The 14,066-nt window shown below is 66.9% G+C and carries 10 protein-coding genes; 9 read left to right on the top strand and 1 reads right to left on the bottom strand.

Annotation, left to right across the window (positions count from 1 at the left end; genetic code table 11):
- Positions 1-196: 196 nt before the first annotated feature.
- Positions 197-2,833 carry a GH92 family glycosyl hydrolase gene (locus A5775_RS05290; protein WP_067248616.1) on the top strand — a complete coding sequence of 879 codons (2,637 nt, stop codon included), beginning with the start codon at positions 197-199 and terminating at the stop codon, positions 2,831-2,833.
- A gap of 9 nt (positions 2,834-2,842) precedes the next feature.
- Here the strand turns inward: A5775_RS05290 and A5775_RS05285 are convergent, their stop codons facing one another.
- On the bottom strand, positions 2,843-5,218 hold the full coding sequence (locus A5775_RS05285) for a lysylphosphatidylglycerol synthase transmembrane domain-containing protein (protein WP_067248614.1): 2,376 nt from the start codon (positions 5,216-5,218) through the stop codon (positions 2,843-2,845).
- Between the two features lie 172 nt (positions 5,219-5,390).
- On the opposite strand from A5775_RS05285, the gene A5775_RS05280 reads away from it, so the two are divergent.
- The 8 genes from A5775_RS05280 to A5775_RS05245 all read left to right on the top strand — a co-directional run bounded on the left by A5775_RS05280 (position 5,391) and on the right by A5775_RS05245 (position 14,034).
- Positions 5,391-6,338, top strand: a complete 948-nt coding sequence (locus A5775_RS05280) for a class I SAM-dependent methyltransferase (RefSeq protein ID WP_067248993.1) — start codon at positions 5,391-5,393, stop codon at positions 6,336-6,338.
- 74 nt (positions 6,339-6,412) lie between these two features.
- Entirely contained in the window at positions 6,413-7,135 is a 723-nt protein-coding gene (locus A5775_RS05275; RefSeq protein WP_067248610.1) for a FadR/GntR family transcriptional regulator, read from the top strand.
- Entirely contained in the window at positions 7,132-7,929 is a 798-nt protein-coding gene (locus tag A5775_RS05270; protein WP_067248605.1) for an ABC transporter permease, read from the top strand. Before A5775_RS05275 ends, A5775_RS05270 begins: the two co-directional genes overlap by 4 nt.
- Before the next feature lies 1 nt (position 7,930).
- Complete coding sequence (locus tag A5775_RS05265) at positions 7,931-8,809, top strand: ABC transporter permease (RefSeq protein WP_067248602.1); 879 nt, start codon at positions 7,931-7,933, stop codon at positions 8,807-8,809.
- Positions 8,810-8,814: 5 nt separating this feature from the next.
- A complete protein-coding gene (locus tag A5775_RS05260) occupies positions 8,815-10,038 on the top strand; it encodes an MCE family protein (protein WP_067248599.1) in 1,224 nt (407 codons plus the stop codon).
- Complete coding sequence (locus A5775_RS05255; protein ID WP_067248596.1) at positions 10,035-11,066, top strand: virulence factor Mce family protein; 1,032 nt, start codon at positions 10,035-10,037, stop codon at positions 11,064-11,066. Before A5775_RS05260 ends, A5775_RS05255 begins: the two co-directional genes overlap by 4 nt.
- Positions 11,063-12,538 carry a virulence factor Mce family protein gene (locus A5775_RS05250; RefSeq protein ID WP_067248593.1) on the top strand — a complete coding sequence of 492 codons (1,476 nt, stop codon included), beginning with the start codon at positions 11,063-11,065 and terminating at the stop codon, positions 12,536-12,538. The genes A5775_RS05255 and A5775_RS05250 overlap by 4 nt, the downstream gene beginning before the upstream one ends.
- Positions 12,535-14,034, top strand: coding sequence for a virulence factor Mce family protein (locus tag A5775_RS05245; RefSeq protein WP_067248590.1), 1,500 nt, complete (start codon positions 12,535-12,537; stop codon positions 14,032-14,034). Before A5775_RS05250 ends, A5775_RS05245 begins: the two co-directional genes overlap by 4 nt.
- Positions 14,035-14,066: the final 32 nt, after the last annotated feature.

Raw genomic sequence — 14,066 nt, 5'->3', positions numbered from 1 at the left:
TTCAATCTCCCGAAAATAGGGCAGGTACCTGGGTCGGCAACGCTGAAATGACAGTAACCGAAAATTCCTATGCGTTTGCCAGAATTCTGCGTCTTTTGCCGGCCGTCCGGGCGCGCGCCGATCGTTATCCAATTCGCGGGTCAAAACGCCACCGCAATACACCGCTGCGCGGCCGTTATCGGAGTAAGAGACAGGTATGCGGTCACGAAGGGCGCTGATTGCGGTCATCGCGGCCTCGGCCGTCTTCATGACCTTCATCGCGGCGGCGCCGCCGAAGGGGTATGACGGCCCGCCCGTCTTCGTGGCGAATCCGGTCGATCACGTTGCGACGCTCATCGGCACCGGGACGGGCGGCGAGACGGTCGGTGAGATCAACAACTTCCCCGGCGCCACCGTCCCGTTCGGGATGGTGCAGTACTCGCCGGACACCGCCGGCAACTACGCCGGCTACAACTACGACAACCCGCGCTCGACCGGGTTCAGCATGACTCACGCGTCGGTGGGATGCGCTGCGTTCGGCGACATCTCGATGCTGCCGGCCACCGGCGGCGTCGGCCTGCAACCCTGGAACGCCTGGGAGACGATCGCCCACGACGACACCGAGCAGGGCGTGCCCGGCTACTACACGGTGCGGTTTCCCAGCACCGGAGTGAAGGCGGAACTGACCGCCACCGCGCACACGGGCGTCGGTCGATTCAGCTACCCGGACAACGGCCGCCCCGCCCTGCTGCAGGTGCGCTCGGGCTCGTCGCTGGCGGGCAACTCCCGCGCGACCATCCAGATCGGGGAGGACAACACCACCATCACGGGCTGGGCCACCAGCGGCGGGTTCTGCGACAAGCCGAACGCCTACACGGTGTATTTCGCCATGAAGTTCAGCCGGCCCTTCACCTCGTACGGCTCCTGGGACGGCGCCATGGTCTACGCCGGGGCACGCAGCGCGAACGCGCCGTACAGCGGTGGCTACGTGGGGTTTCCGGCTGGCTCGGTGCTCGAGGTGCGCACCGCGATCTCCTACGTCGGAATCGAGGGTGCGCGGGCGAACTTGGCGGCCGAGGACGCGGCGAACTTCGACGACGTCCGCGCCGCCGCATCGCGGGAATGGAACGCCGCCCTGTCCCGCATCTCGGTTGCCGGCCGCAATGTCGACGATCTGACGACCTTCTACACCTCCCTGTACCGATCCCTCTTGCACCCCAACATCTTCAACGACGCCGACGGCCGCTACGTCGGGTTCGACGGCGCTATCCGCACCGTGGCGGCGGGGCATACGCAATACGCCAACTTCTCCGACTGGGACACCTATCGATGCCTGGCGGCGTTGCAGGCGTTGCTGTTTCCGGACCGGGCCAGCGACATGGCCCAATCGCTGGTGAACGACGCCGAGCAGAGTGGTTCGCTGCCGCGCTGGGCGTTCGCCAACGCCGCGACCGGCGAGATGACCGGAGACAGCGTGGTGCCGCTCATCGTCAACCTGAATACGTTCGGGGCCAAGGACTTCGACGCCCGCGCCGCGTTGCGCCACATGGTGGACGGGGCGACCAAGGGCGGGGCGGGGCTGGCCGGTTACGTGGAGCGGCCCGGCATCGAGACCTATCTGCGGTTCGGTTACGCGCCGTTCACCCTGGAATTCGGCCGCAACGGCTGGATCGCCGACGCGTCGATCACGCTGGAGTGGTCGATCGACGACTTCACCATCTCCCGGTTCGCCGACTCGCTCGGAGACGCCGCCACCGCCGCCGAATTCCAGAAACGGTCGCAGTACTGGCAGAACCTGTTCAATCCCACCACCCAGTCCGTGGTGTCGCGCAGCTGGAGCGGATTCTTTCGCTCCGGCCCCGCGGTCGTGGTGTCCCCGGAGAACTTCGGCCAAATCGGGTACGACGAGGGCAACGCCGAGCAGTACGTCTGGTCGGTGCCGCACAATGTCGCGGGCCTGGTGACCGCCCTGGGCGGCCGCGCTGCCGTGGCCGACCGGCTCGATCGCTTCACCGAGAAGCTCAACGTCGGCCCCAACCAGCCCTATCTGTGGGCGGGCAACGAGCCGAGTTTCGGTGTGCCGTGGCTGTACAACTACATCGGTCAACCGTGGAAGACTCAGCGCACGGTCGACCGGGTGCGGGGGCTCTTCGCGCCGACGGCTGACGGCGAGCCGGGCAACGACGACCTGGGCGCTCTGTCCGCCTGGTATGTGTGGGCGGCGCTGGGCCTGTACCCGGCCACCCCGGGAACGTCGATCCTCACCGTGGGCGCACCGCTTTTCGATCGTATCGACATCGCGCTCCCGGCAGACAAGTCCTTGCGGATCTCCGCCCCCGGCGCGTCCGCGCCGCACCACCTCAAATACATCAGCGGCCTGAAGATCGACGGCCGTCCCACCGAGCGCACGTCGCTGCCGGAGTCGATCATCACTACCGGCGGCACGCTGACGTTCTCGCTCGCCGCCTATCCCGACAAGCGCTGGGGCACAGCAGAATCGGATGCGCCACCGTCGTTCGGGGAGGGCAGTTCGACGGTGACCGTCAACGTCGCCCAACCCGTCGTCACGATCGCACCCGGGCACACGGGAACCGTCAGCCTCGACGCTCAGCGCATGATCGACGACGCCGGAGGCTACTCGGTCTCCGGCACCTCCTCCGACGCCGGGATCACCGTGACACCCACGTCCGGCCAGTTCGCCACGGACGGGGCGGCCAAGGTTTCGGTCCCGATCGCGGTGGCACAGTCGGTGCCCGAGGACTACTACCTGGTGTATTTGACCACTACCGTCGGCCAAAGTGTGCGTAGGTCAACGGTTCTCGTGGTCACGCAGGCTGAATCCGCCAACTCCTAGCCGGCCCGCTCAGATCATCTCGTTGGTGGTCAGCCACCGCATCACCGGCCACCCGACGAACACCGGTAGCCAGCAGGTCAGCATCCGGTACAGCAGCACCGACGGCACACCGATGGCGGCCGGCACGCCGAAGGCGGCCAGGCCACCGATCAGCGCCGCCTCGACGGCGCCCACGCCGCCCGGCGTCGGGGCGGCCGAAGCCAGCGTCCCGCCGACCATCGTGACCACGGTGACGGCGACGAACGTCGTCCCGCCGCCGAAAGCCTCGATGCTGGCCCACAGCGCCAGCGCCGCACCGAGCGTGGTGCCCGCACACCCCAGCAGGATCACGGCCAGCCGCCGGGGCTCGCGCGCGAGCTTCACCAGATCGCTGATCACCTCGTTCAGCTTCGGGCGCACCTCGGTGGCCAGCCACCTGCGCAGCGTGGGCACGAACAAGAACGTGCCGATGATGCCCAGCGCCACACCGGCGATCAGATACAGCAACGTCGCACTCGGCACGAAGTGCGAGAGATTCATCGAGGCGCCGGCGGCGGCGGTGAACACGATCAGCAGCGCGAGATGCGCGATCACCTGGACCGACTGCTGCAGCGCCACCGCCGCGGTGGCCCGCATCGCCGGCAGGCCGCTCTTCTGCAAAAACCGGGTGGACAGCGCCAACCCACCGACACCTGCGGGTGTGGTGGTCGCCGCAAAAGTATTGGCCACCTGCGCAATTGACAGCGTCCAGAAGTTCACCGTGCCATCCGTGCAGGCCCACAGCGCGGCGGCCGCACCGACGTAGGTCAGGGCCGACACCAGCAAGCCCAGCGCCGCCCACGACCAGTTCGCCGACTTCAGCTCGGAGAAGAACGTCGGCGCCGTGCTGATGAAGGGATACGCGACATAGACCAGCGCACCGAAGAGCACCAGCTGAAACATCTGGCTGCGGGTGAACCGGGTGATGGTTTGCGGTCTGATCTGATCGGCGCCGGTTTGGCGCTTCACCTCCGCGCGCGCCCCGGAGATGACCGTGCCGGCGTCGGGCACCGATCGCCGAATGAACCGCGGCAGAGCGACTTTGGTGAGCCGACGCGATGCGGACAAGATGGTGGCCGCGCCGAACACGTCGATCGCCGCGCGCACCGCCGACTTCGGGTCATACAGCGCCGACGTCGTCACCAGCAGCTGCGCGATGTCGGACTGAAGCTGGGCGTCGGTCGCGCCGTACTCGGCGCTGCCGAAGCTGCCGAACAACACCGCGCCGTCGTCGACCGTGATGTGCTGACTGCGCAGGTCACCGTGGGCGATCTGACGGTCGTTGAGGATCCGCAGCGATTCCCACAGCCGGCGAACGGGCGTCGTCGTCGCGCAGCGGTCGATGGACGTGCCGCGAGCAGGCTTGTGCGAGTGCAGCATCCATCCCCGGGCCAGGGGGGCGAGGGCGATCGTCGCGGTGTTGGCCAGCCCGGTGTCACCGATGGCGATCGCCATCAAGGCGCGGTGCTCCACCGCGCGGCGCATGGACGTCACCAGGGGAGCGGTCTCGGTGTCGCGCAGCTTCAGCTTCCCCCAGAGCTGGCGCAGCGCGCCGCCGCTGCGTTGATGCGGGCCGTACAACTCGATCAGCGCTGCGTGGCCGGCATCTTCGCCGTCGGCCGAAAGGATGAGCGGGCCGCGCCCGGCCGGCCGCACCACGGTGAGCCGCGAGACGACGAAGCCTGCTTTGGCCATGGCGCGCACCGCGGCGTCCAGCGGGACCTCGAGCGCGGGGGTGCCGACGACCAGCACCACCAGCGCGCCGATGACCCACCCGACCGCCAGGCCCACCAGCGATCGCGCCGGAACGATCGCGCTGATCACCAGGTGGATGGGCACGAAGGCCAGCAGCAGCGCCCACCACCAGCGCCGCCAGCGCGCCGGCAGCCAGGGGCCCGACACCGTCAGCACCGCCGCCAGCATCCCGATCCATCTCGGGTCGTCGAGCAACTGTGCCGGCAGGGTGCTGAGCCGGTCGTGGACGTCGAAGTGCCATCGGGGCGCCGCCAGGCCGGTGCCGCTGATCGACAAGAGGACGATCGCGCTCAGCCCCGCGGTCGCGTACGCGCCCAGCAGCTTCCACTGCCCCGCGACGATCAGGCCGATGAGGATCATGAACGGCAGCGCCACGATCGCCAACCCGTAGGCCAGGTACACCACATCGGATTGGGTGGGCGACAAGACGCCGACGATCTGCGAGACGGATTTCTCCAGCGCTATCCACTGCGGGCGGGTGATCACCGAACCCGTGATCACCAACGCCAAAAACAGTGCGGCCAACAGCAGCCGCAGGATGTCGTTGGTCCGTCGGGTCAGTGGCTGCAGCAGGCTGCCGGAAACGGTGATGTCCCGCCCGTCAACTCGCATGTATCAACGATCCTTCGGATTCGCTCGGCATTGCTGACGCCGCGCTTTCGCCCCTGCTGATGGGCTCGCCGACAAGTTAGCTTAAATACCCGGCTCGTTGACAGCTCCCACTCATCCGCCGCGCGTAGGGTCGGGTAGATAGCCGTGCTAGCCAAGTGGGAAGGACGTGCGCGTGGCCAGGACCGAGAATGACAGCTGGGAGATCACCGAAAGCGTGGGGGCGACCGCTCTGGGTGTGGCCGCGGCCCGCGCGGCGGAGACCCGCGGCGAAAACCCGTTGATCAGCGATCCATTCGCCCAGGTGTTCCTGGACGCCGCAGGTGACGGCGTGTGGAACTGGCACTCCGCGGGCCAGCTGCCGGCCGAGGTCGTCCAGGCCGAACCGACCTTGCCGCTGCAGATGCAGGCGATGGTGGGCTACATGGCTTCGCGGACGGCGTTTTTCGACAAGTTCTTCCTCGATGCGACCGGCGCGGGGATCCGGCAGGCGGTGATCTTGGCGGCCGGTCTGGACGCCCGGTCCTGGCGGTTGGCGTGGCCGGCGGGGACGACGGTTTACGAACTCGACCAACCCCGGGTGCTCGACTTCAAAGCGTCGACGCTCGGCGAGCACGGGGCACAGCCCGCCTGTAATCGCATCGCCGTTGCGGTGGACCTGCGTCAGGATTGGCCGGAGGCGTTGCGACAGGCGGGTTTTGACGCTAAAGCGCCCAGCGCGTGGTCGGCCGAGGGGCTGATGCCGTACCTGCCGGCGGCCGCGCAGGAGTTGCTGTTCAACCGCGTTCAAGGGCTCACCGCTCCCGGTAGCCGGGTCGCCGTGGAGGCGTTAGGACCCACGTTCCTCGACCCGCAGGTTCGCGCGAAGCGCCGCGAGCGCATGGACAGGATCCGGACGCTGATGGCGCAGGTCGATCCGCAGCGGGAGGTCCCGCGGACCGACGAACTGTGGTATTTCGAGCAGCGCGAGGACGTCGGTGACTGGTTCGGCCGGCACGGCTGGGACGTGACGGTGACGCCGTCCGACGCGTTGATGGCCGGCTACGGGCGCGCGGCGGCCAACGAGGTCCGGGACTACGTGCCCGGGAACCTGTTCGTCGCGGCGCAGCGGACGGCGAGTTAACCGCCTCGGGAAAGATTGGCGACACGCCGGTGGTCTGACCATCTGACTGGCCGCCGGCCAGCGACACTGGCGGCATGGCGCTGCAGACCGTAATTCGCCGATCGGTGCCGGAAGCGGTCTTCGACCAAATCGCGACGGATGTGCTCAGCGGCGCGATGCCACCCGGTGCGGCGTTGCCCAGCGAGCGCCGACTGGCAGAGGTATTCGGGGTGTCCCGGCCCGCCGTTCGCGAGGCGCTCAAGCGGCTCTCGGCGGCCAGCCTGGTCGAGGTGCGCCAGGGCGGCCTGACGACGGTGCGCGATTTCCGGCGGCATGCCGGCCTTGATCTGCTGCCCCACTTGCTTTTCCGCACTGGCGAACTCGACGCGAGTGTTTTCCGCAGCATCCTCGAGGCCCGGCTGCGTATCGGTCCGAAGGTCGCGGAACTCGCCGCCGAACAACACGGAGCCGCGCTGGCTGCATTGCTCGAGGACCCGCTGCGCACCCTCGAGGACTCCGGAGAAGCGGTCGAGTGGCAACGCGCCTCGCTGGCGTTCTGGGACCATGTGGTCGACAGCTCCGGTTCAATCGTCTTTCGATTGATGTACAACGCTTTTCGCGCCGCATATGAGGGGGCGCTGGCCGCCCTGGCCGCCGACATGGCCGCCGAGGTCAACCGCACGGACTTGTATCGGGAACTGGCCGAGGCAATCTGCGCCGGCGACGTCGCCACGGCGAGGACAACCGCCCACGACGTTCTCGCACTCGCCAACTCCACGATGCTGGCCGCACTCGACCGTTGGGCGGAACGGGCGTGAGCACCTCCGCCGTGATCACCACCTATCTTCGTGGCCAGATCCAGCCCGGAATCGACGCGGTCGGCGGCTTTTTCCGGACCTGCGTGCTGACCGGCAAAGCGCTGTTTCGACGGCCTTTTCAATGGCGGGAGACGATCGAGCAGGGCTGGTTCATCACCAGCGTCTCGTTGCTGCCCACCCTCGCGGTCGCGATTCCCCTGACGGTGCTCATCATCTTCACGCTCAACATCCTGCTGGCGGAGTTCGGCGCCGCCGACATCTCGGGCGCCGGCGCTGCATTGGGTGCGGTCACGCAACTGGGCCCGCTGACGACCGTGCTGGTGATCGCCGGCGCCGGGTCCACGGCGATCTGCGCCGACCTGGGCGCGCGCACCATCCGCGAGGAGATCGATGCGATGGAGGTGCTCGGCATCGACCCGATCCACCGGCTGGTGGTACCCCGCGTCGTCGCCGCGACCATCGTCGCCACCCTGCTCAACGGTGCGGTGATAACCATTGGCCTGGTGGGCGGATTCGTGTTCGGTGTTTTCATCCAACACATCTCGGCCGGCGCCTACGTCAGCACCCTCACCCTGATCACCGGTCTGCCCGAGGTGATCATTTCGGTGGTCAAGTCGGCCACGTTCGGAACGATCGCCGGCCTGGTCGGCTGTTATCGCGGGCTGACCACGAAGGGCGGCCCCAAGGGCGTCGGCACCGCCGTCAACGAGACCCTGGTGCTGTGTGTGATCGCGTTGTTCGCGGTCAACGTGGTGCTGACGACGATCGGCGTCCGGTTCGGGACGGGGCGCTGACATGACGGCGATATCGGCGCCCGGCGCGCTGCGCGCCCGCTACCCACGCACGGCAGCCAACCTGGACCGCTATGGCGGCGGCACAGCCCGAAGGCTTTGGCAGATCGGCCTTTTCGCGCGGTTCGCCCGGATCAGCGTCGGGCAGATCGGGTGGGCGATGCGCCACTACCGGCGGGAGACGCTGCGGCTGGTCGCCGAGATCGGCATGGGCACCGGCGCGATGGCCGTCGTCGGCGGCACGGTCGCGATCATCGGGTTTGTGACGCTGTCCGGCGGTTCGCTGATCGCCATCCAGGGCTTCGCGTCGCTGGGCAACATCGGCGTCGAGGCCTTCACCGGATTCTTTGCCGCGCTGGCCAACACACGCATCGCCGCGCCCATCGTCGCCGGCGTCACGCTGGCCGCCACCGTCGGCGCCGGCGCCACCGCCCAGCTGGGCGCCATGCGGATCAGCGAGGAGATCGACGCGCTGGAAGTCATGGGCATCAAATCGATTTCGTTTCTGGTCTCCACGCGGATCCTGGGCGGCTTGGCGGTGATCGTGCCGCTGTACGCCCTCGCCCTCGACATGGCGTTCACCTCGGGTCAGGTCGTGACGACAGTTTTTTACGGACAATCAAACGGCACCTACGAGCACTACTTCCGCACGTTTCTGCGACCCGAAGACGTGGGCTGGTCGGTGCTCGAGGTCGTCATCATCGCCGTGGTGGTGATGATCACCCATTGCTACTACGGCTACACCGCCAGCGGGGGGCCGGTGGGCGTCGGCCAGGCGGTCGGTCGATCGATGCGGTTCTCGCTGGTCTCGGTGGTGGTGGTGGTCCTGCTCGCCCAGTTGGCGCTCTACGGCGTCGACCCTAATTTCAACCTCACGGTGTAGCCGCCATGACGACACCGGTGACGCGGAAGAGCCGACGCGCGTGGGTGTACGTCGAGGGTGTGCTGCTGTTATTGGTCTGCGGCCTGGTTTTGCTGCTGGTGTATCTGCAGTTTCGGGGGGATTTCACACCCAAGACCGAGCTCACGATGGTCGCCACGCGGGCGGGCCTGGTGATGGAGCCGGGATCCAAAGTCACCTACAACGGGGTCGCGATCGGCCGGGTGGCCGGCATCTCGGAGATCGAGCGTGACGGGGCTCCGGCAGCCAAGCTGATGTTGGACGTGGACCCGCGCTACATCAGGCTGATTCCGGCCAATGTGGCGGCCACCATCGAGGCGGCGACCCTGTTCGGCAATAAATACGTGTCACTGACATCACCGGTGGCACCGGAAAAGCCTTCGCCGCGGCGCATTTCGACTCATGACGTGATCGATGCGCGGTCGGTGACCACCGAATTCAACACGTTGTTCGAGACGGTGAACGCGATAGCCGAGAAGGTGGATCCGATCGAGCTGAACGCCACGTTGTCCGCGCTGGCGCAGGCGCTGGACGGGCTGGGAGGCAAGTTCGGTGAGTCGATCGTCAACGGGAACGAGATTCTGGCGCAGCTCAATCCACGAATGCCCCAGATCCGCTATGACGTGCGGCGGTTGGCTGACCTGGCCGATGTCTACACCAGGGCCGCACCCGACCTGTGGGATTTTCTGCGCAATGCGGTGACCACTGCGCGCACGCTGACCCGTCAACAGGGTGACCTGGACGCGGCGCTGTTGGCGGCGGTGGGCGTGGGTCACAGTGGCGAAGACATTTTCGCGCAGGGTGGGCCGTATCTGGTGCGCGGGGCGGCCGATCTGGTCCCCACCGCTGATCTGCTCGACGGCTACAGCCCCGAACTGTTCTGCATGATCCGCAACTTCCACGACGCCGCACCGGAAGTGGCGAAAGCGGCCGGCGGCAACGGCTATTCGTTAGCGGCGGCCGGTTCAATCATCGGTGCGCCCAACCCGTACGTCTACCCGGACAATTTGCCGCGGGTGAACGCTCACGGCGGCCCCGGTGGACGGCCCGGCTGCTGGCAGAAGATCACGCGGGAGCTGTGGCCCGCCCCGTATCTGGTGATGGACACCGGCGCCAGCCTGGCGCCCTACAACCACCTCGAGATCGGCCAGCCGCTGGCCACCGAATATGTCTGGGGACGCCAATACGGGGAGAACACGATCAACCCATGAAAGTCACTCGCACAGCGGTGAAACTCGGCATCTTCTGGTGCGTGCTGGCCACGTTCACCGTGATGATCATCATCGTGTTCGGCCAGGTGCGGTTCGACCGCACCACCGGGTACTCCGCGATGTTCACCGATGCCAGCGGGCTACGGGCGGGGCAATTCGTGCGCGCGTCGGGGGTGGAGATCGGCAAGGTCTCCAAGGTGACGTTGACCCAAGGGGACACCCGAGTGTTGGTGGAGTTCAACGTAGATCGCTCACTGCCACTGGATCAGGCGACGACCGCGTCGATCCGCTATCTCAACCTGATCGGCGACCGCTACCTGGAACTCAAACGCGGCCAGAGCGGCCGACGGCTGGATCCCGGTGGCCGCATTCCGCTCGAGCACACCCAGCCGGCGCTGGATCTCGACGCGCTGATCGGCGGGTTCCGGCCGCTTTTCAAGGCATTGGACCCGAACAAGGTCAACAGCATCGCCCAGTCGATCATCACCGTATTCCAGGGACAGGGCGCCACCATCAACGACATTCTCGACCAGACCGCCGCGCTGACCGGGGCCCTGGCCGATCGCGACAAGGCGATCGGTGAGGTCATCAACAACCTGAATACCGTGCTGGCCACGACCGTCAAGCATGAGAGGGAGTTCGACCGCACGGTCGACAAGTTGGAATCGCTGATCACTGGATTGAAGAACAGGGCCGATCCGCTGGCCGCCGCCACCGCACACATCAGCGACGCAGCCGGAACCCTGGCCGGTCTGCTGAGCGACGACCGGCCATTGCTGCACGGCACGCTCGGACACCTCGAGGGCATCCAGCAGTCGCTCATCAACGACCTGCCGACGCTCGACGACGTGCTGGCCAAATTGCCGGACGCGTTCCGCGTGATCGGCCGTGCCGGCGGCATCTACGGCGACTTCTACAACTTCTACCTGTGCGACATCGCGATCAAGGTCAATGGATTACAGCCTGGCGGCCCAGTACGCACGGTCAAGCTCTTCGGACAGCCGACGGGGAGGTGCACGCCGCAATGAGAACGCTGACCGAGTTCAACCGCACCCGCGTCGGACTGATGGGCACGCTGGTCACGTTGCTCGTCGTCGGTGTGGGTCAGAGCTTCACCAGCGTTCCGATGCTGTTCGCCACACCGACCTACTACGCGCAATTCGCAGACAGCGGCGGCATCAGCGCCGGCGACAAGGTGCAAATCGCCGGGGTGAACATCGGTTTGGTGCGCTCGTTGGTGATCCGCGGCGACCGCGTGCTGGTGGGCTTCACGATGCCCGGCAAGACGATCGGGACGCAAAGCCGCGCGGCGATTCGCACCGACACCTTTCTCGGACGCAAGAACATGGCGATCCAACCCCGTGGCTCGGATCCACTGCGGCCCAATGGGATCATTCCGTCGGGACAGACCACCACGCCCTACCAAATCTACGACGCGTTCGTCGATGTCACCAAGGCCGCGACGGACTGGAACATCGACGTCGTCAAGCGGTCGCTGCAGGTTTTGTCGGAGACATTCGATCAGACCGCGCCGCATCTGAAGGCCGCCCTCGACGGTGTGGCCAAATTCTCCGGCACCATCGGCAATCGGGACGATCAGATCAAACAGCTGTTGGCCAACGCCGACAAGGTCACTCGCGTGCTCGGCGACCGCAGCCAACAGGTGGACGGGTTGCTGGTCAACGCCAACACTCTGCTGGCCGCATTCCGACACCGCAGCCAGGCGCTGAGCATACTGCTGAGCAACGTGTCGGCGGTGTCCACGCAGGTGTCCGGCTTCATCAAGGAAAACCCTAACGCCCACCAAGTGCTGCGACAGTTGGGCACGGTCAGCGACGAGCTGGTCAAGCGCAAGAAGGAACTCTCCGACGTGCTGGTACTGGTCAGCAGGTACACCGCGTCCCTGACCGAGGCCGTCGCCTCGGGGCCGTTCTTCAAGGCGATCGTGGCGAATCTGCTGCCCTACCAAGTCCTTCAGCCCTGGGTCGACGCGGCGTTCAAGAAGCGGGGCATCGACCCGGAGAACTTCTGGCGCAGCGCCGGGCTGCCGGCGTTTCGCTGGCCCGATCCCAACGGCACCCGGTTGCCCAACGGTGCCCCGCCGCCGGCGCCGCCGGTGCTCGAGGGCACTCCGGATCATCCGGGACCGGCCGTACCGCCGGGGTCGCCGTGTTCGTACACACCGGCGGCCGAGAGCCCGCCACGGCCCGAAAACCCGCTGCCCTGCGCACTTTCCGGCCAAGGCCCGTTTGGCTCGGTCCCCGACGGTTTTCCGGCTCCGCTGGATGTTGAGGCGTCCCGGCCAAATCCCGACGGGCCGCCGCCGGCACCCGGCGTTCCGAGCGCGGGGCGGCCGGGCGAGGCGCCGCCGGACGTTCCCGGCACCGCCGTGCCGCTCCCGGTGCACGCCCCACCCGGGGCGCGTACCGAGAACCTGAATCCGCCAGGGCCACCGGCGCGGCCGGGGCCGCCGCCGGGGACAGGTGGTGGCCGCCGATGAGCACCATCTTCGATATCCGCAGCCTCAAATTGCCCACGGTGTCCGCCCGGGTAGTCGTCGTAGGGGCGTTGGCGGTGGTCTTCGTCTTCATCGCGGCGGTCGCCGGAGCGCAGCTCTACCGGAGGCTGACCACCACCACGGTGGTCGCGTATTTTTCTGAGACACTCGCGCTGTACCCGGGCGACCGAGTCCAGATCATGGGTGTGCGGGTCGGTTCGATCGACAAGATCGAGCCGGCCGGCGACAAGATGCGAGTCACGTTGCACTACGACAACACCTACCAGGTGCCCGCCAAGGCCACCGCGTCGGTGCTCAACCCCAGCTTGGTGGCCTCGCGCACCATCCAGTTGTCACCGCCCTACACCGGCGGCCCGGTGCTGCGCGGCGGCGACGTCATCCCGATCGAGCGCACCCAGGTGCCCGTGGAGTGGGATCAGTTGCGGGACTCCATCAACGGGATCCTGCGCCAGCTCGGCCCGACACCCCAGCAGCCGGCGGGCCCGTTCGGCGACGTGATCGAATCGGCCGCGGACAATCTGGCCGGCAAGGGTAAGCAGGTCAACGAAACCCTGAACAGCTTGTCGCAGGCGTTGACCGCGCTCAACGAGGGCCGAGGTGACTTCGTCGCGATCACCCGAAGCCTGGCCCAGTTCGTCACCGCGCTGTACCAGAACAGTCAACAGTTCGTCGCACTCAACGACAACCTGGCCCAATTCACCGACTGGTTCACCAGATCCGACCACGACGTGAGCGACACCATCACCCACATCGACGACGTGCTGGGCGTCGCTCGAAAATTCCTGAACGACAACGGGTCCGCGCTGACTCACGACGTCGACAACCTCGGTGACGTGACCACCACGATCCTGCAGCCCGAGCCGCGGGACGGCCTGGAAACCGCGTTGCACGTGCTGCCCACCTTTGCGGGTAACTTCAACAACCTCTACCAACCCGCGCACAGCTCGCTGGTGGGCCTGTTCGCGTTCCCCAACTTCGCCAACCCGATTCATTTCATCTGCAGCGCCATGCAGGCCGGCAGCCGGTTGGGCTATCAGGACTCGGCCGAGCTGTGCGCGCAGTATCTGGCGCCGGTTTTGGACGCCATCAAGTTCAACTATCCACCGGCCAGCCTGAACCTGTTCAACTCGGCGGCCACTCTGCCCAAGGAAGTGGCGTACTCCGAAGAGCGGCTGCGGCCGCCGCCGGGATACAAGGACACCACCGTCCCGGGAATCTTTGCGCGCGACACCCCACTGGCGCATGGCAATCACGAGCCGGGCTGGGTGGTTGCGCCCGGGATGCAGGGCACGCAGGTCCAGCCGTCCACCGCCGCGATGCTCACCCCCGAATCGCTGACCGAGCTCATGGGTGGTCAGGACATCGCGTCACCGCCGCCCGGGGTCAGTTCGCCCGGCCCGCCGAACGCCTATGACGAGTCGAATCCGCCACCCCCGCCGTGGTTTCCGCCACCCACGCGACCAGGCCCGGGCCAGTGAGCGTGAACGGCAAGCCGAACCGCTCGGCAGCG

This window comes from Mycobacterium sp. 852002-10029_SCH5224772, from assembly GCF_001667315.1.
Classification (GTDB): Bacteria; Actinomycetota; Actinomycetes; order Mycobacteriales; family Mycobacteriaceae; genus Mycobacterium.
The sequence above is the reverse complement of the archived record's forward strand: the minus strand, read 5'-3'. Positions and strand labels throughout refer to the sequence as shown.